The organism is Zeaxanthinibacter sp. PT1 (assembly GCF_028464225.1).
Lineage (GTDB): Bacteria > Bacteroidota > Bacteroidia > Flavobacteriales > Flavobacteriaceae > Zeaxanthinibacter.
Genome location: NZ_JAQPCN010000001.1, coordinates 541,466 through 566,927, shown reverse-complemented (window position 1 = coordinate 566,927; position 25,462 = coordinate 541,466). Strand labels below are relative to the sequence as shown.

At 46.3% G+C, this 25,462-nt stretch carries 18 protein-coding genes; 6 read left to right on the top strand and 12 right to left on the bottom strand.

Annotated elements, in window-relative coordinates; genetic code table 11:
• Positions 1-261: 261 nt before the first annotated feature.
• Positions 262-633 (bottom strand): endonuclease domain-containing protein, encoded by a 372-nt coding sequence (locus PP178_RS02505; protein ID WP_272592725.1) that lies wholly within the window; start codon positions 631-633, stop codon positions 262-264.
• Positions 634-1,242: 609 nt separating this feature from the next.
• Here PP178_RS02505 and nadD point away from each other — a divergent pair.
• Positions 1,243-1,827 (top strand): nicotinate (nicotinamide) nucleotide adenylyltransferase, encoded by a 585-nt coding sequence (nadD, locus tag PP178_RS02500; RefSeq protein WP_272592724.1) that lies wholly within the window; start codon positions 1,243-1,245, stop codon positions 1,825-1,827.
• An 88-nt stretch (positions 1,828-1,915) separates the two neighbouring features.
• Here nadD and PP178_RS02495 read toward each other — a convergent pair whose 3' ends face one another.
• The 3 genes from PP178_RS02495 to PP178_RS02485 all read right to left on the bottom strand — a co-directional run bounded on the left by PP178_RS02495 (position 1,916) and on the right by PP178_RS02485 (position 6,194).
• A complete protein-coding gene (locus PP178_RS02495; RefSeq protein WP_272592723.1) occupies positions 1,916-2,422 on the bottom strand; it encodes a nicotinate-nucleotide adenylyltransferase in 507 nt (168 codons plus the stop codon).
• A gap of 202 nt (positions 2,423-2,624) precedes the next feature.
• Positions 2,625-4,925, bottom strand: coding sequence for an inorganic phosphate transporter (locus tag PP178_RS02490; protein ID WP_272592722.1), 2,301 nt, complete (start codon positions 4,923-4,925; stop codon positions 2,625-2,627).
• Between the two features lie 66 nt (positions 4,926-4,991).
• A complete protein-coding gene (locus PP178_RS02485) occupies positions 4,992-6,194 on the bottom strand; it encodes a porin (protein ID WP_272592721.1) in 1,203 nt (400 codons plus the stop codon).
• Between the two features lie 362 nt (positions 6,195-6,556).
• On the opposite strand from PP178_RS02485, the gene PP178_RS02480 reads away from it, so the two are divergent.
• Positions 6,557-6,916 (top strand): toxin-antitoxin system YwqK family antitoxin, encoded by a 360-nt coding sequence (locus PP178_RS02480; protein ID WP_272592720.1) that lies wholly within the window; start codon positions 6,557-6,559, stop codon positions 6,914-6,916.
• A gap of 69 nt (positions 6,917-6,985) precedes the next feature.
• Here the strand turns inward: PP178_RS02480 and PP178_RS02475 are convergent, their stop codons facing one another.
• Both PP178_RS02475 and PP178_RS02470 read right to left on the bottom strand, forming a co-directional pair.
• Positions 6,986-9,007: a hypothetical protein gene (locus tag PP178_RS02475; protein WP_272592719.1), complete on the bottom strand. Its 2,022-nt coding sequence runs from the start codon at positions 9,005-9,007 to the stop codon at positions 6,986-6,988.
• 41 nt (positions 9,008-9,048) lie between these two features.
• Positions 9,049-11,856: a TonB-dependent receptor gene (locus PP178_RS02470; protein WP_272592718.1), complete on the bottom strand. Its 2,808-nt coding sequence runs from the start codon at positions 11,854-11,856 to the stop codon at positions 9,049-9,051.
• Between the two features lie 184 nt (positions 11,857-12,040).
• On the opposite strand from PP178_RS02470, the gene dgt reads away from it, so the two are divergent.
• Positions 12,041-13,384, top strand: coding sequence for a dGTP triphosphohydrolase (gene dgt, locus PP178_RS02465; protein ID WP_272592717.1), 1,344 nt, complete (start codon positions 12,041-12,043; stop codon positions 13,382-13,384).
• Here the strand turns inward: dgt and PP178_RS02460 are convergent, their stop codons facing one another.
• The gene (locus tag PP178_RS02460) at positions 13,385-14,476 is read right to left on the bottom strand and encodes a DUF3078 domain-containing protein (RefSeq protein ID WP_272592716.1); all 1,092 of its coding nucleotides are present in this window, start codon (positions 14,474-14,476) and stop codon (positions 13,385-13,387) included.
• Positions 14,477-14,480: 4 nt separating this feature from the next.
• Positions 14,481-16,256, bottom strand: coding sequence for a 1-deoxy-D-xylulose-5-phosphate synthase (locus PP178_RS02455; RefSeq protein ID WP_272592715.1), 1,776 nt, complete (start codon positions 16,254-16,256; stop codon positions 14,481-14,483).
• Positions 16,257-16,332: 76 nt separating this feature from the next.
• On the opposite strand from PP178_RS02455, the gene PP178_RS02450 reads away from it, so the two are divergent.
• A complete protein-coding gene (locus PP178_RS02450; RefSeq protein WP_272592714.1) occupies positions 16,333-16,782 on the top strand; it encodes a nucleoside deaminase in 450 nt (149 codons plus the stop codon).
• Positions 16,783-16,842: 60 nt separating this feature from the next.
• On the opposite strand, the gene PP178_RS02445 is transcribed toward PP178_RS02450, so the two are convergent.
• The 4 genes from PP178_RS02445 to aspS all read right to left on the bottom strand — a co-directional run bounded on the left by PP178_RS02445 (position 16,843) and on the right by aspS (position 20,985).
• Entirely contained in the window at positions 16,843-17,037 is a 195-nt protein-coding gene (locus tag PP178_RS02445) for a cold-shock protein (protein WP_272592713.1), read from the bottom strand.
• A gap of 90 nt (positions 17,038-17,127) precedes the next feature.
• Positions 17,128-17,391: a hypothetical protein gene (locus PP178_RS02440; protein ID WP_272592712.1), complete on the bottom strand. Its 264-nt coding sequence runs from the start codon at positions 17,389-17,391 to the stop codon at positions 17,128-17,130.
• Position 17,392: 1 nt separating this feature from the next.
• Positions 17,393-19,177, bottom strand: a complete 1,785-nt coding sequence (locus PP178_RS02435; RefSeq protein ID WP_272592711.1) for a chloride channel protein — start codon at positions 19,175-19,177, stop codon at positions 17,393-17,395.
• Between the two features lie 59 nt (positions 19,178-19,236).
• Positions 19,237-20,985 (bottom strand): aspartate--tRNA ligase, encoded by a 1,749-nt coding sequence (gene aspS / locus PP178_RS02430; RefSeq protein WP_272592710.1) that lies wholly within the window; start codon positions 20,983-20,985, stop codon positions 19,237-19,239.
• A gap of 193 nt (positions 20,986-21,178) precedes the next feature.
• On the opposite strand from aspS, the gene PP178_RS02425 reads away from it, so the two are divergent.
• Together PP178_RS02425 and PP178_RS02420 are read left to right on the top strand one after the other, a co-directional pair.
• Positions 21,179-24,100: a SusC/RagA family TonB-linked outer membrane protein gene (locus PP178_RS02425; RefSeq protein WP_272592709.1), complete on the top strand. Its 2,922-nt coding sequence runs from the start codon at positions 21,179-21,181 to the stop codon at positions 24,098-24,100.
• 9 nt (positions 24,101-24,109) lie between these two features.
• Positions 24,110-25,429 (top strand): RagB/SusD family nutrient uptake outer membrane protein, encoded by a 1,320-nt coding sequence (locus tag PP178_RS02420; protein ID WP_272592708.1) that lies wholly within the window; start codon positions 24,110-24,112, stop codon positions 25,427-25,429.
• Positions 25,430-25,462: the final 33 nt, after the last annotated feature.

The window sequence follows — 25,462 nt, the reverse complement described above, 5'->3', positions numbered from 1 at the left end:
TGAGTAACTTGTTCTTACATATATCATATTAAGTGAGGCAGGAGGGCTGTCCACACGCAGCTCCCCTCTTCAGTTGAAGAGGGGAATGAATTGCGCTGCAAGCGCAAGAAAGGGGAGTTTACTTAGAATGAAAGAGTCGTTGTTTTTCTATTTTAATATTACTTGAGGCAGGAGGGCTGTCCACACACAGCTCCCCTCTTCAGTTGAAGAGAGGAATGAATTCCGCCACAGGCGGAAGAAAGGGGAGTTTGTCTCAAATGTTTACTCATATTGACCAAAATACTCCCTAATCTCCTCCAGCACCTGCTCAACCCGCTCAAACACCACTATATTCTCAAATCGCACCACACGGAATCCTTTACCTTCCAGAAATTTTGTCCGGTGGTAATCATAATCCTGTATCAAAGGATCATTGTGCCGTTGACCATCTAATTCAATGACCAATCTTTCAGATGCACAGTAAAAATCAATAACATAGGGACCAATACTATGTTGCTTGGTAAACCTCCTTCCTGCTAGCTGCCGACTTTTTATCCGTTTCCATAAAAAGGCCTCCGCAGGAGTCAGGTTTTTTCTTAACTTTCTTCTCAAACCCTGCAATTCTTTACGGCTATGTAGTTTTCTACGCTTCATCCACATAAGATGAATGCCCGGTCTGTATAAACAAAGCAGCAGAAGCTGGATAGCAAACCCTCCGCTCCTCACACGGTTCGGACCACCTCCCTTTGCTTAAAGGGAGGAGCTGGATTTCCTACTGTTATACGTGAACTTAAATGACTGTAGCTCCCCTCTTCAGCCGGAGAGGGGAATGAATTCCGCCACAGGCGGAAGAAAGGGGAGTTTGCTTAGAATGAAAGAGTCGTTGTTTCTCTATTTTAATATTACTTGAGGCAGGAGGGCTGTCCACACACAGCTCCCCTCTTCAGTTGAAGAGGGGAATGAATTCCGCCACAGGCGGAAGAAAGGGGAGTTCTCCAGCACAGATTATTCTTCAGTTTATGGAACTAATTTTCACCCACCTTAAATTATATAGAATTCAAGACCAAGCTTGGCTAGAGGAATATTGGTGTACAGCTCCCCTCTTCAGTTGAAGAGGGGAATGAATTGCGCTGCAAGCGCAAGAAAGGGGAGTTTGTCTCTCCCTTCGTTTCTGCGGGAACCACCTCCCTTTGCTTAAAAGAAGGAGTAGATATTTACATATCTTTGGAACTATCTGTAGAAGAATAAAGACGACTATCAAATATGAAAAAAACCGGGCTGTATTTCGGAACTTTTAACCCAATTCACATCGGCCATCTGGTCATTGCACATTATATGGCTGAATTCACGGACTTGGATGAGGTCTGGTTCGTAGTTACCCCGAAAAGTCCGTTTAAACAGAAAAAAAGCCTTCTCGATAACAACCATCGCTACCAGATGGTGGTCGAAGCTATTCAGGATTATCCGAACCTGAAGGTGAGTACGATCGAATTTGATCTGCCGCAACCCAATTATACCGTAGATACGCTGGTGCACCTACAGGAAAAATATGGGCAGGACCACGAATTTTCACTGCTGATGGGAGAGGACAACCTGAAAAGCTTTCATAAATGGAAGAATTATGAGGCGATACTGGAGCAATGTGAGTTATTCATTTATCCCAGGGTCTCGGAAGGCGACATCCCGGAACAATTTCAATACAGCCCGCGTATCCACAGGGTGGATGCGCCTATTATGGAGATCTCCTCCACCTTTATTCGTAAGCAGCACAAGGAGGGGAAAGATATTCGCCCGATGCTGCCGGGATCGGTATTCCGTTATATGGACGAGATGAATTTCTATCGCTAACACTGTAAAAACGACCTCCACTTAGGTGGAGATCGCTCTTCAGCGTCCGGATGAACGCCACTAAGGTCATGCCAGGGGAATGGAAATATTATAGAAACTGGCCGTCCTCGGTCATTTTTACGCGCATGGTTTTATCACCATTCACTAATTTGATCTTATAGCTTTTCTTGACCCCTTTGGTCTCATGATAATTGACCTTATACGTGTCATTAGCCACCTGCCAGTTTGGAAAACGCTTATATAAGGATTCCTGTATAGCTCTTGGTAAGGCAACGTCATTGAAACGTTCTATAGTCCTGGTTACCTGTCCCTGGGGATTATAAACAGCTACGATCTTACCTTCAGGGATGTAAAAGGAAACCGTGTAAAAGTCAAAATCGTCTTCATAAAAGCTCTGTTGGGTAACATCATAGGCAGCCACCTTACGTTCCAGCATCTGTACCGGGATTGCGGCTTCCGAGTTATCCAGCTGGTTGAGGTATTTGTAATTCATCGCCTCCACAACAACTTCTTTTAATTGTTCAGTCTGTATAATCTGGGCATAGGAGTGGCTGGCCAGGCCAAAAGCAATTAAGCCGAGAAGTAACTTTTTCATGATCTGTTATTTAAAGGATTGAAAATTATTTACTGCGTTTAACGATTCCTAAATTAGGGGGAGGGTGGCGGTAAATAAATGATATTCATCACTTTAGTACTCTGGTGCATGCTGATGGTGATCATTGCCCGGTGAGATCATAAAAAAAGGGTAATGACTATCTTCTAGCCATTACCCTTAGGATCCTAGTTTCTTAGATGAATTAACTGTTCTTCTCCTCTATAAAAGCTGGAGTAACGGTCTCATCATATTCCTTATAGTAAAGATCAAGTAAGTTCATGGTTGCATCCATAAGATCCCTTGTCTCCAACAATAAAGAGAAATACAATGTCGTATTCTTAGGACTCGATTCCTCGGTACGTGTACGGGCAACCTGGGTCTCGATCTTTTGAGAAACCATCTCAAACAGTTCGTGTTTGCCTGCCAGGATCTTCCCGATGCGATCAAACGACCGATCATCAAAAGCAGCTTTAGTAGCCGATAGCACCTCATCCAGTTTCTGGTCAATTTCCTTAAGCTCTTTGATCTGGTTGTATTTGAGCTTTTTATGGTTATTATGTACGTGTTTATGACTTACCTTGGCAATGTACTCCAGGGATTGGGTCATATCGGTCAGGTACCCAAGGATATTGATGTAGAAATTACTGGCTCCGACGCTACCTTCGTCCAGGTTCTTGATGAAATAGAATATGCTGTCTCTTAAGTCTTCAACTTCCGCTGAAAGCTTGGCTACCTGTTTCTTGTTTTTCTTGAGGTGATCCAGGTCTTGTTTGGCCAAGCCGTTAATAGAGTTGGTGTAGATCTTATTGCTACGCTTAACCACGTTAGAGATGTTCTTGGCGCTCTCCTCGATCACACCCTGTATAGAACTGCTCTCGGCGCGCTGTATGCTATCCTCGGCTCTACCTTCGGAAGATTTTTTCTTATAGGAGATGTAATTCCTTGCCAATAATAGTACGGCAGCGAACAGCAGTACGGCAATAGCAGCACCTTTCCCGAAACTGATAATAGTTAAGATTGTTCCTGCAGCAAGGAAGGCGATAATCGCGGTCATAAACCATCCCCCGATCACGTTAAGAACTCCCGCTACCCTGTAAACCGCACTTTCGCTACCCCATGCGCGATCCGCGAGAGATGTACCCATGGCTACCATAAAGGTTACATATGTAGTAGAGAGGGGAAGTTTGTAGGACGTAGCAATAGAGATCAGGATTCCTGCTACCATCAGGTTTACAGCAGCTCGAACCATATCAAATGCCGGTAACTCGTGCTTCTTTCCTTTAGTGAGCTTAATGACCGGTTTGCTAAACCTTTTCTCTATTCTCTTCTGTACTGATTGTGGTAGTACAGCAGCAGAATACTGCCCGCTTAGCATAGCAAAACGAACCAGTGAGCGAGACAGGAAATTGGGGTTAAATCGTTCTTTGGCTTCTCCTTCACGAGCCAGGTTGATTTCCGTATCAGCAACATACCGTGCTTTTTTAGATAGCCAAAGGGTAACCACCATAACAAGGCCTGATAGAAATAACAATACTGTTGGAGTTGGAACTTTGGTCGCCAGGACGTTCATGCTGAATTCTGTAGCCTCAACCCCAGATGCCGCCCAGGCGACATAAGACTGGTAGGCCGCGATCGGTACCCCGATAAAGTTTACAAGGTCGTTCCCGGCAAATGCCAGGGCCAATGCAAAAGTACCAACCCCGATGACTACTTTGTAAATATTGATCTTAAAGATCTGGACCAGGGCAATGGAAAATAAAAACCAGAATACCAGGCTCACGGAAACGATGAGCAATACCTGACTTTCCAGGAAATTAATGATCTTCATACCCCCGATAATATCAAATGTCTGGTCTGCAAAAGGGGTTCCTTTTATACCTTTCATAAAGATGAAGTAGTTGATGGCAGTCAGAGCCATTCCCCCGAACAATGCACCCACCCATTTGGCTTTACGCTCAAAGTCGAAAGTCAATAATAGACGAGAGACCCACTGTACCAATGCTCCAATAGTAAAGGCGACGACCACCGAGAGCAGGATCCCGGATATGATCTCCGCAGCTTTAGCAGTGTTGATGTAATCCACGACCTGACCTAGCGTACCACCATCGGCAAAAATCTTGATCATAGACATGGCTACGGCTGCTCCCAATAATTCGAAAACTATGGAAACCGTTGTCGATGTTGGAAGTCCCAGGGTATTAAAAAAGTCCAGCAGCAGGATATCGGTGATCATTACTGCCATAAAGATGAACATGATCTCGTTAAAATAGAACTCGCCGGGGTTAAAGATTCCTTTCCGGGCCACTTCCATCATCCCACTGGAAAAAATAGCACCACATGCAATTCCCACACTGGCGACGATCATAATGGTCCTGAAAGAGATGGCTTTAGAGCCAATAGCGGAATTCAGGAAGTTTACGGCGTCATTACTCACACCTACGACCAGGTCTGCAATAGCGAGGGCGGCAAGGGCGATAACGATCAGTAAATAAATATTGTCCATAGTATCAAAAAATCAGTTTGCAAATATCTAAAGTGATTCGGCTTATAATGTTACCTAAAGGTTATTTTAGAAATGAATATCAAATTGAAGTCGGTACATCAGTTCGTCGTTATCGCCATCTTCAGCCAGGTAACTTATATCGCTCTGTACCTTCAATTTATGACCTACAATATAACGAGAAAGTCCCAATGTGTACTGTGATATTGGCTGTGATCCTGTAATCTGCTGGTCAAATACAATATTTGTATAACGTCCTGTCAGTTCCCAGTTAGAGGGAAACAGGTAACCCGCCTGCAAATTAAGTCCATCACCTACCGCCACTACGTCCCCTGTAGGGCTGCCATCAGAATTTACCGCTATCGGGTTATCGGCAGTACGATCTGCGTATTCCCCCATAAAACTAAATCCATTGTATTTAAACATGGTATCTATAAACAGGGTGTTGATGTCCGTACTGTAAAGTCCGGTATCGGTATCCATGTAAGAACCCAGGTTACTGCGGGTCCTTACGGCATCCTGGTTGGTATCATAAGTGGCAGCAATCATCCACTTCGGGCTTTTTTCTCTAACCAGGTCACTACCGCTGTAATCTCCTTTTCCTTCAAATTCTCCGAAGGGCAGCAATTCAAGACGTGCGGTGAATTGGTGCCCCCCTTCGTTCCCCGTAGTCACGTTCCTGCCTTCTCCCTGGGAGATAGCCAGTTTTTCCCGGATCAGGAATTTATCGGATAAAAAGGTGTGATGCCTGAGCTGTATACCCATGTCCCGGTCTATATTGAAACGGCTGTTGACCAGGGAACGGTCAACCAGCGATAGGTTTCCGGAGGATATGACACGCTCAATATTCCCGGGAAGTTTGGTCTGGCCTACCCAAAGTTCAAAATTCTCGAAAAAATTCCACATGATTACAGCGTCCAGGATATATCGTGGAGCGTTACTGGTATATTGAGAAGCGCCGGAAATATCCCTGTTCGATAATCCGAGTTCAATTTTGTATTTTAATTTCGGACTGTAAGCAAAACCGTCAAATTTGAGTCGCGCACGACGTACCAGAAAACTGGACTCAGCGTCGCTAAAAACCCCCTCCTCGTTCTCATCTAGGTTCGCAATCGCCAGGAATTGCATCCGGGTTCCAATCTTCATGGTCCAGGTACTGTCCTTTCCTACCAGGTTGAATAGTCCTTTTCCGAATGCCGGGGAATTCGTTTCCTGTGCCTGAATGCTCGTGGCGAGCAAAATCAGGCACAATGATAATGTGTTGATTTTCATTACCCTATCAGTTTTTGTCGCCGCAAAGAACATGTTTCTATGTTAAGTAAACGTATCCTAAACATTAAAAAAGGGAAATAAAAAGACCGCCTGGCCTGGGCGGTCTTATGCATTTCTACAATTAATGTTGACAAAAACTAATGGATATGAAATGCTTATGAAGGTATTTAAATACGGGATAAAGATGGCGTTTAAGCGTGTCTTTAATGTAATTGGAATATTAAATAATTATTAAAAAGCGGGGTGGTGGTTAATTAAAGATCTGTAATACAGTCATTAAGAAGTTCAATGTAAATTTAACGTTAACTAAATATGTATTTAAGGTTAAAAACCGTTATCTTTATACAACAAATCTATTTAATATGAAAAAGCTGATTGCCTTCTGTGCCTTTTGTTTAGTAGTTAACCTGGGGTTCTCACAAAAAGATAAGGAAATAAAAGTCATCAAGGATAAGAGCCTTGTAGAAGCGGTTTATTATCATGATAATGGTGAGATAAGTCAAATGGGGACCTATAATCTTAAGGGAGAATTACATGGAAAATGGATCAGTTACGACGAGAGTGGAAATAAAAGATCTATCGGAACCTATGAGAATGGGGTCAAAACCGGAAAATGGTTCTTTTGGGGCCAGGATAAACTGAGGGAAGTCGATTTTGACAATAATGCCATCGCTAGTGTTCAGGAATGGAATAATGCAACCCAGTTAGTTATACGAGATTGAGCTTAAAAATTTATAGATGAAAAAGCCCCTGAAGAAGGGGCTTTTTTTATGGGGCTTAATAGAATATTATTATTCAACTACCCAGGCAAATGTCTCGGCAGAAACCTGGGTCCCCCCGGAGTAATCACCGTCTGCAACGGCATCCTGCCCGTCTATCTGTACATTAGCGAGTGCACCGCCATCCCTCATATCTACGATGGTCGCATAGCCTTCCAGGTAAAGATTAGTGATTGTGGCACCGGACTCTTTCTTAAACTGCAGTGCCGTTCCATTCTGAGTAGAAATGGCAGTGAAGTTGGTCAATGAGGGATTTCCATTGATTCCATCTGCCTCAACTGCGGTCGAAAAACCTTGTATGTCATGTATCACCCGTGTGTTGGTCAGTGACCCGTTCCATCCTTCGGTCCAGTCTACGGCATCATCTTCATTGTTCTTCAGGTAGAAATTGGTAGCGTTAACCGTCCCTCCGAAAAATTCTACCCCGTCATCTGTTCCATTCAGGATGGCGACATTGTCAATAGTGGTCCCTGATCCTACCGCATAAAGGGTTAGCCCGTTGTACTGCGACTCTGCATTGATCTGGGCACCTGCATAATTGATCACCAGGTAACTGATAGATCCCGAGTTATCGGCATTATTGGTCCCTCCGTAAGTAAAACCACCTACTTCAGCCACGGCGTCAACTCCTTCGGTTGTTTCAGCGTCTCCAAGGATCACAAGGCCTCCCCAATCGCCGGGCATTCTATTGGTAGAACTCATCACCACAGGATCTTGTTCTGTTCCTTGTATGTCGATCTGGGCGCCTTTCTTCACTACGATATAGGTGTCTGTAGAAGCACCACCATCAGCGTCTGCAATAATATTAGTTCCTGCGGGGATCGTCAGTTTCGCCGGGGCCTCTACACTCATGCTCCCCGTTAAGCGATAAATCTTACTGGCGTCCAGGGTCAGGTCAGCAGTAACTGAAGAAGGCAAGGCTTCGGTCTGCACTTCGATGTCTGAACCCACCCAGGCGAAAGTTGAAATGTTTACTGTTGCTTCCTCTAAATAAGTCTTCGTAGGATCAGCATCCTGCCCTTCGATCTGGATATTGGCTAAAGGTCCGTTATCCCTCATGTCTAGAGACCTTACATAACCGGTTAAAGAAAGACCGGTGATGGTAGCTCCTGATTCCTTTTTAAACTGCAGGGCAGTTCCGCCCTCAGTGGAAACCGCTGTGAGGTTCACAATACTTGGATTGTTGTTAACACCGTCTGCTTCTACTACAGTTGAGAATCCGGCAATGGTGTGCAATACATAGGCATTGGTAACGGTCCCATTCCATCCTTCGGTCCAGTCTATGGCATCATCCTCGTTATTCTCAAGGTAAAGGTTAGTGACGCTGACAGCTCCCCCGAAGAATTCAACCCCGTCGTCCGTACCATTAAGGATCCCCACGTTATTGATGCTTGTTCCAGAACCTACGGCATATAATGTAAGACCGTTGTATTGGGCTTCGGCGTTGATCTGTGCCCCCGCGTTTTCTATAACCAGGTAATTAATACTTCCGGAATTGTCATCATTATCACTACCTCCGTAAACAATACCACCTACTTCGGCAACAGCGTCCGTGCCTTCAGTGGTAACTCCGTTTCCGGCGATCACAAGTCCCCCCCAGTCCCCGGGTTGACCGTTTTGTGAGGTCATCACTACGGGATCATTAGCCGTTCCTTCTATATTGATCGATCCGCCTTTCTTTACAACAATATATTTATCTGTCCCTTGTTGTGCGATGATGGTGGTGCCAGCAGGAATGGTTAAGGTCGCGCCAGCTGCTATACTATAGGTCCCTGTTAGGGAGTACGTCTGGGAAGGATCCAGGGTTCGGTCTTCTTCCTGCTCCCCCGAAAGGTTGGTGCTATTTTCATCGGTACAGCTATTGGCGCAATTGCCTCCGCAGTCCACACCGGTTTCGCTCCCGTTTTGTATTCCGTCAGAACAAGTGGCTTGGGCAACAGGGTCTACAGTAGTATCGTCACTGCTGCAGCTTGTAAGTGCAATGGCCCCCAACAGGGTTAAGGCCAGGCTTATATTTGTAATGTATTTTTTCATGATTCTTTGTAGTAAAAAGTTAGTAGTTAGGTTAAAAGTCATTAAAACTTGTAATTAACCCCTAACCTGATCTGTGAGCCTGCCGTGTAGGATCTAACCACTTGTTCGGTTTCAATTCCTGTGGTACTCGGTCTGACCAGCTGGGTTCTTTTGATCTCCGGGTTCAATAGGTTTCGCCCGGTAAGACGAATGCTCCAATGCTTGTCCAGGTCTTTACTCAGAACTGCATCGAGCACAACAAATCCGTTCTCAACGATGGCATCGTTATAGAAGGTCTCGCTCTGGGTCTGGATCTCCGGCGCACCAAGTGCAAAGATCTTGTCAGAGGCGTAATTCGCGGTAAGAGAGGCATCCCATGGGAATTCTCCACCACTGGTGAAATTAAGACTGGTATTTAAGATCCAGTCTGATGCACCCTGCAGGCCTGTTTCATCAAGTCCTTTATATTGAAAGGTCCTGATGAAAGTCCCATCAGCATCGCGTACCTCCTTCAGGTCCTGTTGATGCCACATGCGGGTTGCATTGAAAGTCAGGTCCAAACCATAACCTTCAGAATTTCCTGTTTCCTCATTATAGCCGGGGGCGACCAAGGCTATCTTGGTCTCCGCTTCAAAACCGAACACTTCGGCCTGGTCACCAGAGTTGAAGTAAGAGAATACACCGGCAGAGCCCCTGTCCTGGACTTTGTTGATAGGATCAGAAATTTGTTTGTAAAAGGTGGAGACAGAAATCAACTGTCCATTGCTTGGGAAGAATTCCCATTTTAGGTCATAGTTCAGGCTTCTCGAAGCCTCCAGGGAAGGATTACCACGGGTGATCTGCCCGGTCTGTGATACATACTCAAATGGCGCGATCTCCTTAAATTCGGGTAAGGTGATGGTTCGACTCAAAGCCAAACGTAAGGCGTGCTCCTCGTTGATGTTGTATTTCACGTTCAGGCTGGGATACAGGTTGCTGTATGCTTTATCAGCAGTCCCGATCCGCCCCGGAATGTTACCCACATCATAAGTCACATTAATATCATCTTTCTGGAATCGGAGTCCTGCATTAAAGTTCCATTGGTCCAGGCCGACATTAAAATCGGCGAAGGCTGCTTTAGATTCAAGGGATCCTTCGTAGCGGTCCGGTTGCAGTATGTTGTACTGCAACAGACCATTGTCAAAATTGGCCTGGGTAAATATGGCCCCCAGGTTGTCTATAGAGGAGGGGTTGATGGTGTTCACAGAAGCCTCTTCAACACCGACGAACTGGGAGACGAAGTCACGGGTCTTGTTCCTGTAATTTCCTCCTAATTCCACGGTTAAGGATTTCCCCTCTTCATCGATGATCTTATGCGCATCCTTGATAAAACCGTTGAATTCTACATCTTCGATATTCTGTTTGGACTTACGTTGCTGAAAGCCTCCGGTTCTACCCAGTTGTACGAAATCACCATCCGGGTCGAAGTTTACCTCGTTGCGAATCCTGTTCGGCTCAGAGGCGTTTACGAAATTGTATCCTCCTGCCCATTCCAGGGTATTCTTTTCAGACAGGTAGTGAGTCCCTAATAATTGGGATACCAGTAAACGTGTCTGCTTTGTATTCTGGTCACGGATAAACTGGAACAATCCTTCTGCAGGATCGGTTTCTTCAAAAATAGTCCCCTCACCATTCCGGCCACCTTCGTAAACCGATTCGTCCAAGGTGTTGATCAGGAATGTGCTGGACTTTAGTTTATTCTTGTCGTCGATAAAATAGGTGACATCTAAAAGACCCGAGTTAACTATCCTTTTATTATAAGTAGTTGCATCTGTGATGGTATCATCGACAAAGTTAGATCGGTACTGCCTGAAAAGACCCTGCCCGTAGTTATAGCGGGTACTGTGAGATGCGGTGGCTAATACAGCAAGCTTGTCCTTGAATTTTTTACCGGCTACCAGGTTAAAACCGTAATCTACGGGATTTTCCTGCTTAATTGTGTTCCATCCCTGTTGAGTGATCAATTGCAGGGTGTTCCTGCTCTGGTCGTAAAATCCGAAATCGGTATTTGCCGAATTGGGAGACAATTTAAAATTGTCATAGACGCCATTTTGGGCAACATTGGTATTTATCCCGGTATTTACCCCAATACTGAATTCATTGGATCCTGCTAATTCCCTGGAGCTGATATTTACAGTTCCTGACGCCTGGTCCGCTGTAGATTCTACCCCGTAGGTCTTACTGACACTCACATTCTGAATCACCCTGGTGGGGAACAATCCCAGGTCTATATTTTTGCGTTCTACGTCGTCTGACGGAACGGGAAGTCCATTCAGAGTAGTGGAGAGATAACGATCTCCCAGCCCTCGGACAAAAACATCGCCGGAAGCCTCACTGGTGGTAACACCCGAGATCTTGGTCGTGGCGGTAGCGGCATCAGACACCCCGATCTTTCCCAGTTGCTGAGCACCAATACTCTCCTTGATCTCAACAGCTTTTTTCTGATCTAATAAAAGAGCGGTTTCTGAATCTTTCCGGGCCACCGTGGTGAGAACTACCTCGTCCAGTGCAACACCTTCTGTAGCAGACATGGGAACCTCCAGGGAAGTCGCTTTTCCTGCCTCTACCAGGACATCGGCCATTTCTACAGTTTCATATCCCAGGTAACTGAATACCACGGTATAATTACCGGGTTCTAAATTGCCTATTTCAAAGAGTCCGTCAAAATCTGACGTCGTACCTTTTGTAGTTCCTTTTAAAAGTACATTGGCAAACGCCAGGGGCTCATCATTTACTTCTTTATCAATTAATTTTCCTGTAATAGTACCGGTAGATTGGGCACTCATCTGCACGGCTGTTAACAACAGCATCAACACAAAAAATCTTCTCATCAACATAATTGTTTTCAAGCTGCAAAGAACAGCCACCATTGTAACTGTGGGGTTAGCTCTATTTTAAATCCCTATAACCATTATGTTAGGGAAAGGTTATGGGGTTAACTTAACGTTACTTGTATATTACCTGCTCCTTAACCTGCCATTGATTTAATGTATATTGCGACCTTAATTAACACCTATGAATTGGGAACAACTTCTCTCCCTAAGAAGGCAGGGGGATACCGGTAAACGCTTACGTACAGAACAGGATGAGGCGCGTTTGGGCTTCGAAGTGGATTACGACAGGGTGATCTTCTCCTCGGCTTTCAGAAGCCTGCAGGATAAGACACAGGTCATTCCCTTATCCAAAACCGATTTTGTGCATACCCGGCTTACCCACAGTTTGGAAGTATCCGTAGTGGGGAGGAGTCTTGGCCGAATGGTAGGTCAGGCATTGCTGAAAAAGCACCCGCAACTGCAAGACACCCATGGATACCGTTTTAACGATATGGGTGCTATCGTAGCTGCTGCTGCCCTGGCACATGATATTGGGAACCCGCCCTTTGGTCATAGTGGGGAGAAAGCCATTGGTGAATTTTTTAAGAACGGACAGGGAAAAGAATACCGCGAACTGCTGACCGAAAAGAAATACCAGGACCTGGTGAGTTTTGAAGGGAATGCCAACGGTTTCCGATTGCTGACTGCCTCCCGGGAAGGTGTGACCGGCGGCCTCAGGTTAAGTTATGCCACGCTCGGCGCATTTATGAAATACCCCAAAGAGTCGCTACCCAAAAAACCGACCACACATATCGCAGATAAGAAATTTGGGTTTTTCCAGTCCGATGCTTCATTCTTTCAGGAAGTTGCAGAGGAACTCGGGTTAAGATTCACGGGTAAAGGGGACGATATTTCCTATTCCAGGCATCCGCTGACCTTCCTGGTTGAGGCCGCCGATGATATCTGTTATACCATTATCGACTTTGAGGATGGGATCAACCTTGGACTTATCCCCGAGGATTACGCCCTGGAATACCTGATCAAATTGGTTAAGGATACCATCAATACCAAGAAATACCAGAGGATGCCGTTTATGGAGGATCGCATCAGTTACCTTCGGGCTCTCGCCATCAATACCCTGATACAAGATGCAGCCAGGATCTTTATGGAGAACGAGGAAGCTATCCTCAAGGGAGATCTCAGTGTATCTCTCCTTGATAAGAGTAAGTACAAGGCCCAGATCAGCGACATCATTGACCTGAGTGTTGAAAGGATCTACCAATCCAAGGAGGTGGTAGAAAAAGAGATCGCCGGATTTAAGATATTGTCAGATCTACTAGAAGTCTACACCGGTGCATTGGTACGGACCAAGGAAGATAGAGCCAGTAATTATGATAAACTGGTGTTGAGAACACTGCCTTCTGCGATCAGGTCTACATCCGGCTCTTATTATGAGCTTTTGCTGAATGCCAGTACTTATGTAGCGAGCCTATCAGATAGCGGGGCTGTAGATATCCACAATAAGATTAGTGGAAAACAGCTCTGATCAGAAGATATAGACGGCTCCTACGGTTAGCAGCTGCTTGAACTGAATTTTGGGTTGGCCCGGATCAATGATGTTTCCATCACCGTCCTGAACTACATCAAACAGTATGTCATCATCATAGATGATATGTGTGCCTATAGAGGTTTTGATGTATTCGTTGACGATCAGTTCCCAGCTCATTTCCCAGTCCACGTCTATATTACCAAAGTCGTTAAGGTAATCCGTATAGAAACTGACTCTATGGTCTAGATTTACATTCTTGATAACCGGGGTCTTCCAGGAGTTGGTCACCAGGAAACCAAATTCAGTGAGCGACCTGCTGCCGGGTTCAATCACGTTACCTTCCGAATCAAGGACTGCTTTTTGCACACCAAACGCTCCCTTATTCGCCAGTTCCCTGTCCAGCACAAAGGTACTTTTGTGGGTTAAGGGGGAAATATAGAGGTTAAAATTGTCGCTTTCAGAAATATAGGACGCCCCACCCCCCAGGAAGAGATAGCCCGGTGCCATAAAGCGCGAGATAGGAGTGCTGCGATCGGGGTACTTAAAACCATCCGCAAACTGGGTGTTAAAGTTGGTTCGGACCGTGATATACCAGTTAGTTAGCGTATCCCGGCGATAGCCAAAGGTGGAACTGAAACGGATCGCATCTTCTGTTTTCCTCCATTTTCTGCCCTCCTGTGCATTCCAGCCAAAACGCATCTCTAAAAGGTTCTTCCAGGAGACGTAGCGGAACTTGTAATTACGTTCAAATTTCATTCTTCCCAGGGCGGTGATCGCATTATCTCCCCCTGCGTTCCAGTTAACAAAAGCGACCTCGCTCATCCCCAGGCTCATTTCGTTCTTCTTTTCCCAGAATGAGGGTACCCGAAACCTTTTCTCCTTTTCTAACAGAGGTTTGGTCTTTTTGTAACTGATGGCGGGATTGCCGAGCCGTACGCCCCTGGGTACAATCCGTACTTTATCCTGGAAAGAACGAATAACAATAGTTCCGCGAATAGTGGTATCTGGCTCTGATTCTGTCGGGATTGTATCCTGGGCGGATAGCATAATGCAAAATAAGCAGAATAGGAGGGTTGGTAGTATTCTCATTTAACTAGCGAGTTATTTCTAGTAATTGCTCAACATATTTCTTTATCGTGTCCAGGTCTAAGCCGGCCTCGGCCTGTAATTCTGCTACTGTGCCTTGCTCAATAAAACGATCTTCAACGCCAAAGATCTTTACCGGGTTCTTATATCCGTTTTCATTGGCGAATTCGAGCACAGCACTTCCAAATCCACCGGCCCTGCAACCGTCTTCAACGGTGATAACGTATGAATATTGCCCGAAAACCTGGTGCAACATTTCCGTGTCCAAGGGCTTTACAAACCTCATGTTATAATGGGCCGGAGTGCTTCCTGCCTCGTAACCGGATAGCAGTTCGCTTACTGTATTCCCGGCGGCACCAATGCTCAGGAAGGCAATTTGTTTCCCTTCTTTTAGTAATTGACCTTTACCGATCTTTATCTTTTCGAAGGCTTGTTGCCAATCCGTGATGACTCCTTTTCCCCGGGGGTACCTTATAGCGATGGGATGGGGTAATCCTAATTGGGCGGTATACATAATGTTGCGCAGCTCAATTTCGTTCATGGGTGCAAAGATGTACAGGTTGGGGATGCAACGCAAGTAGGCCATATCGTACAATCCATGATGGGTAGCCCCATCCTGGCCTACTAATCCGGCACGATCCAAGCAGAAAATGACCGGCAGGTCTTGCAAAGCCACATCGTGTATCACCTGGTCGTAAGCTCGTTGAAGGAAAGTAGAATACACATTGCAGAAAGGAATAAGTCCGTCTGCAGCCATTCCTGCTGCCAGGGTGACCGCGTGTTGTTCCGCTATTCCCACATCCCAAGCCCTGTCGGGCAGGGCCTCAATCATGTATTTCATGGAGCTGCCCGTTGGCATGGCCGGGGTTATCCCTACAATGCGCTCATTTTCACGGGCCAGATCCAGTAAGGTCAGTCCAAAAACATCCTGGAACTTTGGAGGTCCTTCAGATTTACTGCCCCGGATCAAATCTCCCGTATGCTTATCAAACCTTCCCGGGGCGTGGTAGGTCACCTGTTCTTCTTCGGCTTTCTTCAGGCCTTTTCCCTTGGTAGTGATCAGGTGCAGTAATTTGGGACCTTTAACTTTCTTAAGTTGTTCAAGGGTTTTGATCAGCAGGGGTAAGTTGTGACCGTCTACAGGCCCCGTATACTGGAAGTTCAGGCATTCGAAGATATTTTCATCCTTTGCGCTTCCCTGTTTTACGTTAGTGAGGTATTTTTTTAAAGCACCTACACTTGGGTCGATCCCGATGGCATTGTCATTCAATATGATCAGCACATCGGCAGGGGATTCCCCGGCATGGTTCAGCCCTTCAAAAGCCATCCCGCTCGCTATAGATGCATCACCGATCACCGCGATATGTTTGCGATCTTTTTTCCCACTGAGCCTGGAAGCGATGGCCATCCCGAGAATGGCCGAGATGGAGGTGGAACTATGTCCGGTTCCAAATGCGTCATAGGGACTCTCGCTGCGTTTGGGAAATCCGCTTAAACCACCATATTGACGGTTGGTGATAAATGTTGCTTGCCTTCCGGTGAGCAGTTTGTGTCCGTAAGCCTGGTGGCCGACGTCCCAGATTAACCGATCATCAGGAGTGTTGTAGACATAATGCAGTGCGATAGTGAGTTCTACTACCCCTAGGCTTGCACCAAGGTGCCCTTCCTTGGCTGCTACTACCTCTATAATAAACGCTCTCATTTCCGCCGCCAGTGCAGGTAGCTGATCCTGGTCTAATTGTCTCAGGTCTTCGGGCGAATTTATGTTGGGCAGTAGTTCCATGTTAAGACGTAAAGGTACATTAAAATCATTTTTTCAGGATAAGGCAAAATAGGCCTATTTATGTATTTTTGCCATCATGGACGGAATCCTGGACGATACGTATTTTATGAAAAAAGCCCTGCAGGAAGCAGAAGTCGCTTATGGGCTTGGAGAGATCCCTGTGGGTGCGGTGATCGTGGTCCAGGGCAGGATCATAGCCAGGGCACATAACCTGACGGAAAGGCTGCACGATGTTACGGCCCATGCCGAAATGCAGGCAATTACGGCTGCAGCCAATTTCCTCGGTGGCAAATACCTTCATCGCTGTACCTTGTACGTCACTCTTGAGCCTTGCCAGATGTGTGCCGGAGCCCTTTATTGGAGCCAGATCCCAAGGATCGTCTTCGCTGCCCATGATCCTCAACGTGGATTCGCTGCAATGGGTGGGCAAATACACCCGAAAACCGAGATCGTCGGTGGGGTATTAGAGCAGGAAGCCGCAACACTGATGAAGCAGTTTTTTATAGAAAAGCGAAACCTGAACTGATGGGAATAAAAAAACCCCGGCTGAATGCCGGGGTCCTGATGCTTTCAAAATAAAATATGCTTATCCTATAACCTGCACTTGTGCAGCTACGATTCCTTTTCTTCCTTCCTCTTCCTCGTATTCTACTTTGTCTCCTTCGTTCAATTCTACACCGTTAAGGGCGGTCGCGTGAACAAAAATGTCTTTTCCGGTGTCGTCGTTTGTAATGAACCCATATCCCTTAGATTCATTGAAAAATTTTACTGTTCCAGTCATGGTAAAAAAATAATTGATTAAAAAATGTACTATACGAATGTATGATTTTTTGGCTTTAAAAGCGCAGCGGCAAGAATAAATTCGAGGAAATTACTGATCCTCAGCCTGTTTGTCCTTTCGTCCTTGCATTCTCCGGATGTTCTCTTCGGTCAGCATATAGTCTTTCATTTTCTTCCCTTTGCTTTCCGTAATAAGGAAAAGGGGCATGGCCACGAGGAAGATACCAACGGTCCCGAACCCAATACATTTATTGGCAATGAGCGGATCATCTTCAATGATGGTAAATCCGTAAATGATCAGCCCCAGGGAGCCCAGGAGGATTGCCGCAATGATGTAACGGGTATATTTTTTCATATTATCGCGTAAAATTAATCAACTTTCGGCGGTATGCAGTAAGCAATTTTGATTTTGAGACAAAACCCAGGTATCTTCCTTCCCGTATTACCGGCAGATTCCAGGCACCACTGTCCTGAAATTTCTGCATCACCTGCTGCATGGAGTCCTTCTCATAATATATATAGGCGGGCGCTTGGTGCATCAAGGTAGAAACGGTGATCTTTTCATACATGCTGGTATCAAACATAAATTCCCTGATATCGTCCAGAAATACGATTCCGGTCATAACTCCTTTATCACTCACCACCGGATAAAGATTCCGGGTCGATTTTGCCACCGTATCATGCAGCATCTGCCCCAGGGTCATTTCCTGGTGAACACTTTTAAAATCGCGTTCTATCACATCGTCGAGCTGCATCAGCGTAAGTACGGTCTGGTCCTTGTTGTGGGTGAGCAGCGCTCCCTGTTCTGCAAGCTCCCTGGTATAAATAGAATAGTCAATGGCATTCTTAGTGATGAGGTAAGAAATAGCCGCAGTGATCATCAGCGGGACGAATAATTCGTAGCCCCCGGTGATCTCCGCGATCAGGAAGATAGAGGTTAACGGGGCATGTAATACCCCGGCAATAAGTCCGGCCATCCCGATCAGGGTAAAATTGCTCTCACTGACCTCGAAACTCAGACCTATATTATTGATCACCTTGGCTACGGCATTACCCAATGCACTTCCCATGACCATTGTTGGGATAAAGATTCCCCCGGCACCTCCTGCCGCAAAGGTAGTGGTCATGGCAACCGCCTTGAAGATGGTTATGCCGAATAACAAAGCGATCACTACCCAGATATTATCCATAAAAGGTTCAAAGGGATTATCGCCCAGGGCCGAGACGTGGTTCCCCATCAGCAGGTCATTGATAAAACCAAAACCTTCCCCGTAGAGTGGTGGAATAAAGTACAACATAACACCTATGGCTAATCCCCCGGCCAATAACCGGTACTTAGGGCTTTTCAATGGTTTAAAAAGATGCAGTATCCCAAAATACATCTTGGTGAAATAGATAGAAGAGATCGCGGTACCTACCCCCAATAGGATGTAGAAAAAGGTGTCCTCGATGGCAAATTTCTCGGTGATGATATAACTGAACAGGTTCTCATCCCCCAGGAAGAAATAGGAGGTAAGCACACCTGATATGGAAGCCAGCAGCATAGGGAGAAGGGAGACCATAGTAAGGTCCAGGCTAAATACTTCGACAGCAAAAATGATCGCTGCGATAGGCGCCTGGAAGATAGAGGCGATAGCCCCGGCGGAGGCACATGCGATAAGCAGGGATCGCGTCTTGGTGTTGATATGCACCAACCTGCCAATATTAGAACTGATGGCCGCCCCGGAGGCAACGGCCGGCCCCAGTAATCCTACAGATCCGCCAAAACCTACGGTCAGGGGAGCGGTGATCAGCGGGGTATACACTTTCTTCAAGTCAATTACTCCTTTCTTTCGTGAAAGTGCAAACAGGATAGAGGAAATGGCGTGTTCCAGTCTTTCCCGGTGTACATACTTTACGTAGAGAAATACCAGGGTAAGCCCGATCACGGGCAGGATAAAATAGAGCTGGTTACTGGAGAAAACGATACCTCGCTCCAGTAGGGATTCAATAAAATAGGTAATGTTCTTTATGGTAACCGCAGCCAGCCCGGCAAGAAAACCTACCACAACGCTCATCACATGGGTAAAGGTCTTATCAGAGATTTTCTTATATCTCCACTTAAGGAATTGGGTGAGCCTTTTATTGGTCGGATTGGGCATTCTTGGGCTATACGATTAAAGGTATTAAAATTGCCGCAACCGCTAAAGGTTTTCCGCGATTAGGTATCCAATTTCAGGTGAAGCTCCGCCAACTGGGCATCATCCAGTTTAGCAGGCGCATCGATCATCACATCCCTTCCACTGTTATTTTTCGGGAAGGCGATAAAATCCCTGATAGTTTCCTGTCCGCCAAGGATGGCAACTAATCGGTCTAATCCAAAGGCGATCCCCCCGTGTGGTGGTGCTCCGTATTGGAAGGCATCCATAAGGAAACCGAATTGGGTTTTGGCCTCTTCAGGGGTAAATCCAAGGTGTCTGAACATGATTTCCTGTGTGGCCTTGTCATGGATACGAATAGAGCCACCGCCAATTTCATTCCCGTTAAGGACTAAGTCATAGGCGTTGGCCTTCACTGCTGCCGGGTCGCTGTCAAGCATTTCCAATTGCCCGGGTTTAGGAGAGGTGAACGGGTGGTGCATGGCGTGGTACTTACCGCTTTCCTCGTCCCATTCAAGCAGGGGGAAGTCAATGACCCACAGCGGGGCGAATTCATCGGCTTTACGCAGCCCGAGCCTGCCGGCTAGTTCCATCCGCAGGGCACTAAGCTGTGTACGTGTACTATGGCTGTCACCGGAGAGTACACAGATCAGGTCTCCGGGCTTTGCTCCGGTGACATCCGCCCATGCGGCCAGGTCTTCCTGGTTATAGAATTTATCAACAGAGGATTTATAACTTCCGTCTTCGTTACATTTTACATACACCATTCCTTTGGCGCCTACCTGGGGCCTTTTGACCCAGTCAATAAGGGCATCGATCTCTTTACGGGTGTAAGAGGCCGCTTCCGGAACTGCGATCCCTACCACCAGTTCAGCGCTGTTAAAGACATTGAAATTCTTGTGCTGGGCAACATCGTTCAGTTCCCCGAACTCCATTCCAAAACGGATGTCCGGTTTATCGTTACCGTATTTGCTCATGGCTTCATCATAGGTCATACGGGGGAAAGAAGGAACATCAACATTTTTTATGGCCTTCAGCAGGTGACGCGTCAGTCCTTCAAAAGCCTGCAGTATATCTTCCTGGGTCACAAAGGCCATCTCGCAATCAATCTGGGTGAATTCCGGTTGACGGTCTGCCCTGAGGTCCTCATCCCTGAAACATTTTACGATCTGGAAATAACGATCCATGCCTCCAACCATCAGCAATTGCTTAAAGGTCTGGGGCGATTGTGGTAAGGCGTAGAACTGCCCTTCGTTCATCCGGCTGGGGACTACGAAATCCCTGGCACCTTCAGGTGTGGATTTTATAAGGTAAGGGGTTTCCACTTCGATGAAGCCTTGTTCTGAAAGGTAATTCCGCACTTCCATGGTGACCTTATGCCGAAAGATAAGGTTATTCTTCACCGGGTTTCTCCTGATATCCAGGTAACGATATTTCATACGGAGGTCTTCCCCGCCATCGGTCTGGTCTTCAATAGTAAAAGGAGGTACCATCGCTTTGTTCAGAATCTCCAGTTCGCTTACAAGTACTTCGATATCCCCGGTAGGAATATTAGGATTCTTAGAGGTCCGCTCTATGACTTTTCCTTGTACTTTAAGGACAAATTCGCGTCCCAGGTGCCGGGCCTTGTCCAATAATTCGGCCGGAGTTCGCTCCTCATCAAATACTAATTGTACGATTCCATAGCGGTCGCGGAGGTCTACCCAAACCACGAATCCCTTATCTCTCAGCTTCTGTACCCATCCTGACAGGGTGACTTCTTTTCCGATATCGGACGCTCTCAGCGCCCCGCATGTATGGTTTCTGAACATAATGGCTTTCTTAATTTACCGGCGCAAATGTAAGAAGAACTGCTGGCACCCCCTAGGACTCAAGGCTAATTTTCACCGGCATTTTATCCTGGTATCCGCCTATTCTCAAACGATGTAATTAACAAATGAAATTTTTGGATAATCGAAAACTTCGCTACATTGGTAGGCGAATAACTATAACAAATCAACGATTATGAACAAAAATCAACTATTGCAATGGTGCCTTGGGCTGCTGTTTTTTCTGCCGGTCCTCGCCCTTGCACAGGGGACGGTCAGCGGAACGGTGACCGATGCCGTGAATGGACAGCCTTTACCCGGGGTCAATGTGATTATAAAGGGTACTACCACAGGAACCACTACTGACTTTGATGGAAATTACGACCTGGTAGTGCAAAACTTTCCTGCAACACTAGTCTTTTCTTCATTGGGATATGAAACCAGTGAATTCCCGGTAAACGGCGCTACCACGCTGAATGTAGAGATGGGTGAATCCGCAACAGGATTGGATGAAGTAGTAGTAACCGGTCTGGGTACTTCGATCAAAAGAAGGAACCTGGCCAACGCTGTGGCTACAGTATCTTCAGAGGAACTCGTAGGTACAACAGGACAGAGTACGCTGGATGGAGCCTTATACGGTAAAGTAACAGGGGTGAACATTACCTCTTCTTCGGGAGCGCCCGGGGGAGGAATCGCACTTCGTTTACGGGGTATCTCTTCTATTAACGGTAATAACCAGCCATTATATATTATTGACGGGGTCTTTGTCAATAACAGGGAAATTCCTTCTGGATTACGTTTTGCCTCCGGTGCAAACAGGGGGAACGAAGAAAACTCGGCCAACCGTATTGCCGACCTTGATCCGAACGACATTGAAAATATCGAGATCCTTAAAGGAGCCTCTGCTGCGGCCATCTACGGTTCCGGTTCTAACGCCGGGGTAGTAATTATTACTACCAAGCGTGGTAAATTAGGAAAGACCGATATCAGCTTTAGCCAGGATACCGGTTTCAACACCATAATTAATAAGCTGGGCATGCGCCCATGGACGGCTGCCAATGTAGAGTCTACATTCGGAGCTGCCGAGGTTGCTCTTTATAACCAGGCAATTGCCAACGGCGGTTTGATCGATTACGAGGACGAGATCTACGGGGAAACCGGCTTGATCACAGATACGCAGATCAGTGCAAAAGGAGGTAGTGAAAAAACTCGTTTTTATGTTGGGGCTTCCTACAGGGATGAAGAGGGTATCATTAAAAATACAGGCTTCGACCGTTTTAATGTTCGTGCCAATATTGATCACGATATCTCTAAGACGTTCAACTTCTCCATTTCTTCGAACTATGTAAGGAGTGGATCCAGCCGTAGTTTTACGGGGAACGAGAACGAAGGTGGACTGAGCTACGGTTATACCCTGGCCTTTACCCGTCCATGGATCAACCTTTTCCCGGACGATACAGGGAATTACCCGGATAACCCGAACTATTCAGGAAACCCTATCCTGGTAAGAGATCTTGCCCTGAACGAAGACAATAACAACCGTTTTATCCAGGGACTTCGTTTTACTACGAATTTCCTGCAAACAGACAGGGATAATGTGAGATTCATCTTTAACGGTGGACTGGATTACCTGGCAAACGAAACCTATGTATACGTTCCTGAGATTCACCAGGCACAAAGAGGAAACCAGAATGGATTTATCGGTGAGGGTAGGAATAACTTCACCAACTTCAACTACCAGGGAATCGCTGTTTGGAACAGGGAAGCCATGGATGGTGATCTTTCACTGACCTCACAGGCCGGTATATCTTACGTGGAGCAACAGGCCGACCTGATCTTTAACCAGGCGACCCAGTTGATCCCTAACCAGACGAATCTTTCCCAAGGAGCGGCACAACAGATTAACCAGACTACTTCTACCGTAAAAGAGTTTGGATATTTTGGACAGCTGGAAGGTAATTATCGCGACCAGTTCATCGGGACCGTAGGGTACAGGCTAGATAAGTCTACCCTGAACGGGGACCCTAATGAATTCTTTGGTTTTCCAAAGGCATCTTTAGCGGTTAACCTGCATAACTTTGAATTCTGGACACCAGGATTAGTAGATCGTTTAAAGCTAAGGACAGCATACGGAGAGACTGGTACACCGGCGACCTTCGGATCTGCTTTTACAGGACTTAACCAGGTGTCTATCGGTGGAAACGGAGGATCCTCTATCGGAGCTCTGAAAGGTGATCCAGACGTACAGCCGGAAACTTCGGCAGAATTCGAGGTAGGTATAGACGCAGGTTTCGGAGACCGTGTGAGTTTAGAAGTTTCTTACTACAACCGTAATGTACGCGACTTGCTATTAAGCCGTGCGCTACCGACATCAACAGGATTCAATACAGAAACTACCAACCTTGCAGACCTTAAGAACTACGGTCTGGAAGTAGGATTGAATACCTATCCTTTCACCAATGAAAACTTTACCTGGAATTCTAACGTGAACTTCTGGTTCAACCGTTCTGAAGTGACCAGGCTAGAAGTGCCTGCCTTCCCACAGCCGGGAGCCGGATTTGGATTAGGTCTTGGAACTTATTACATACAAGAAGGAAGGCCTGTTACCCAATTAGTGGGGAACGTAGACGGTACTCCAACTCAGCTGGGTAATGCCGAGCCCGACTTCCAAATGGGTTTTGCTAACCAGATGACAATACATAAGCAATGGGATGTTTCTTTCCTATTACACTGGAAAAAAGGTGGAGAGAATATCAACCTGTCCACACTGCTTACAGATTTAGGGGGAACTTCTCCTGACCTGGATACACCGGCAGGAATAGAGCGATCAGGTCTTGGATTTGTCGCTTCTCGATTTATCGAGCCAGCGGGCTACCTGAGATTAAGAGAAGCTGCGATCAGCTATCGTCTTCCACAAAGTGCCCTGGATTTCTTCGGGGATACTGTAGAGGGAGTTAAGATAGGGGTGTCCGGAAGGAACATCTTTACGATCACGGATTACAGCAGCTACGATCCGGAAGTATCTACCAATGGTGGAGCAGGACTTTCTTCAGGGATAGAGGTAACACCTTACCCAAGCACCAAGCAGTTCTACCTGAATCTGAATGTTAACTTTTAAAAAATCGCGATGAAGAAACTTAATTTATATATATCCAAGACCACCCTGTTAGTAATGGGGGTGGTGGCGACCCTGACCGTCTCCTGCTCATTTGATGACCAGGTAGACCCGAACAGGCCCAGCCTTTCAGGGATCCTGACCAATGCGTCGGAAAACCAATTAAATAACCTTGTAGTAGGAGTGGAAGCAAGTATGCGAAACTCCTTAGCGATCCAGACCACCGGATCAGGTACCATGGCAAGGGAACTCTATCTTTTTGATGCAGATCCTCGAAACACGGGAGACCTGCTAGGAAAGAATGGTAGTGGACTTGATAACAACTCCTTCTATACCACGGCTCCTTGGGATGGGCGCTATACTTGCTATAAGAATGCGAACATCCTGCTAGAAGCATTGGAGAATACGGAATCTGTGACCGAGGCTGAAAAAGCCGGATACAGGGGTTTTGCTAAGACCATACAGGCTTATGAACTGATACAGGTACTTAAATCTTACGGGAGGGCACGAATAGATGTGTCTGATCCTGATAATTTAGGGCCTATCCTGGATTTTGGTCCGGCTATGGACCAGGTACGGGCGCTAATTGACGAAGCCCAGGGCGATCTGAACAGCGCAGGAGCAGAGTTCAATTTCCCATTGGCAGGATTTGACGGATTTAATACTCCGGCAACCTTTGCCGAGTTCAACAGGGCAGTTGCAGCACTTGCAGCCGTTTACGACGGAGATAGCGGGGCAGCACTGACCGCTCTGTCTAACTCTTACCTTGACCTTAATGGTGATCTGAATGTTGGACCTAAGCATGTTTTCAGCCTGGCCAGCGGTGACGCCACCAATGGTTTGTTCAAGATCCAGGATAATAACGGGGACCAGATCATTGTACACCCATCATGGATTGCAGATGCAGAAGCAGGGGATACAAGGGTAGATGAAAAAACCTCCCTTCGTGCAAACCCTACAACCCAGGATGGACTTGGAGGAGACTACCAGACGGCTTTATACGAGTCTAACGTTTCTCCTATTGATATCATCAGGAACGAAGAGCTTATCTTATTATACGCCGAAGCCAGTATTGGTGCCGGTAACCTTGGTGATGCTGAAACCGCACTGAACATTATCCGTGCTTCTGCCGGGTTGGGTGCCTATGCTGGTCCTGTAACTGCTGATGGACTTACCTCAGAGATGCTACAGCAAAGGCGTTACTCGCTTTGGGCTGAGAATCACAGGATGTTTGACCTAAGAAGGTACAACCTGTCCAGTACTCTGCCTACAGACAGAACGGGAGACCTGATATTCAATGTTTTCCCGATCCCATTATCGGAGAACGAATAGAACACTAACTAACCAATTAAACCTAAAAAGCCC

Excerpts from the sequence above, each read along its gene's own strand:
- PP178_RS02475 (WP_272592719.1), bottom strand. The coding sequence starts at position 9,007 with ATGAAAAAATACATTACAAATATAAGCCTGGCCTTAACCCTGTTGGGG.
- PP178_RS02495 (WP_272592723.1), bottom strand. The coding sequence starts at position 2,422 with ATGAAAAAGTTACTTCTCGGCTTAATTGCTTTTGGCCTGGCCAGCCAC.
- PP178_RS02420 (WP_272592708.1), top strand. The coding sequence starts at position 24,110 with ATGAAGAAACTTAATTTATATATATCCAAGACCACCCTGTTAGTAATG.
- PP178_RS02480 (WP_272592720.1), top strand. The coding sequence starts at position 6,557 with ATGAAAAAGCTGATTGCCTTCTGTGCCTTTTGTTTAGTAGTTAACCTG.
- PP178_RS02460 (WP_272592716.1), bottom strand. The coding sequence starts at position 14,476 with ATGAGAATACTACCAACCCTCCTATTCTGCTTATTTTGCATTATGCTA.
- PP178_RS02450 (WP_272592714.1), top strand. The coding sequence starts at position 16,333 with ATGGACGGAATCCTGGACGATACGTATTTTATGAAAAAAGCCCTGCAG.
- PP178_RS02485 (WP_272592721.1), bottom strand. The coding sequence starts at position 6,194 with ATGAAAATCAACACATTATCATTGTGCCTGATTTTGCTCGCCACGAGC.
- PP178_RS02470 (WP_272592718.1), bottom strand. The coding sequence starts at position 11,856 with ATGAGAAGATTTTTTGTGTTGATGCTGTTGTTAACAGCCGTGCAGATG.
- aspS (WP_272592710.1), bottom strand. The coding sequence starts at position 20,985 with ATGTTCAGAAACCATACATGCGGGGCGCTGAGAGCGTCCGATATCGGA.
- PP178_RS02435 (WP_272592711.1), bottom strand. The coding sequence starts at position 19,177 with ATGCCCAATCCGACCAATAAAAGGCTCACCCAATTCCTTAAGTGGAGA.
- nadD (WP_272592724.1), top strand. The coding sequence starts at position 1,243 with ATGAAAAAAACCGGGCTGTATTTCGGAACTTTTAACCCAATTCACATC.
- PP178_RS02505 (WP_272592725.1), bottom strand. The coding sequence starts at position 633 with ATGAAGCGTAGAAAACTACATAGCCGTAAAGAATTGCAGGGTTTGAGA.
- PP178_RS02440 (WP_272592712.1), bottom strand. The coding sequence starts at position 17,391 with ATGAAAAAATATACCCGTTACATCATTGCGGCAATCCTCCTGGGCTCC.
- PP178_RS02425 (WP_272592709.1), top strand. The coding sequence starts at position 21,179 with ATGAACAAAAATCAACTATTGCAATGGTGCCTTGGGCTGCTGTTTTTT.
- PP178_RS02445 (WP_272592713.1), bottom strand. The coding sequence starts at position 17,037 with ATGACTGGAACAGTAAAATTTTTCAATGAATCTAAGGGATATGGGTTC.
- PP178_RS02455 (WP_272592715.1), bottom strand. The coding sequence starts at position 16,256 with ATGGAACTACTGCCCAACATAAATTCGCCCGAAGACCTGAGACAATTA.
- PP178_RS02490 (WP_272592722.1), bottom strand. The coding sequence starts at position 4,925 with ATGGACAATATTTATTTACTGATCGTTATCGCCCTTGCCGCCCTCGCT.
- dgt (WP_272592717.1), top strand. The coding sequence starts at position 12,041 with ATGAATTGGGAACAACTTCTCTCCCTAAGAAGGCAGGGGGATACCGGT.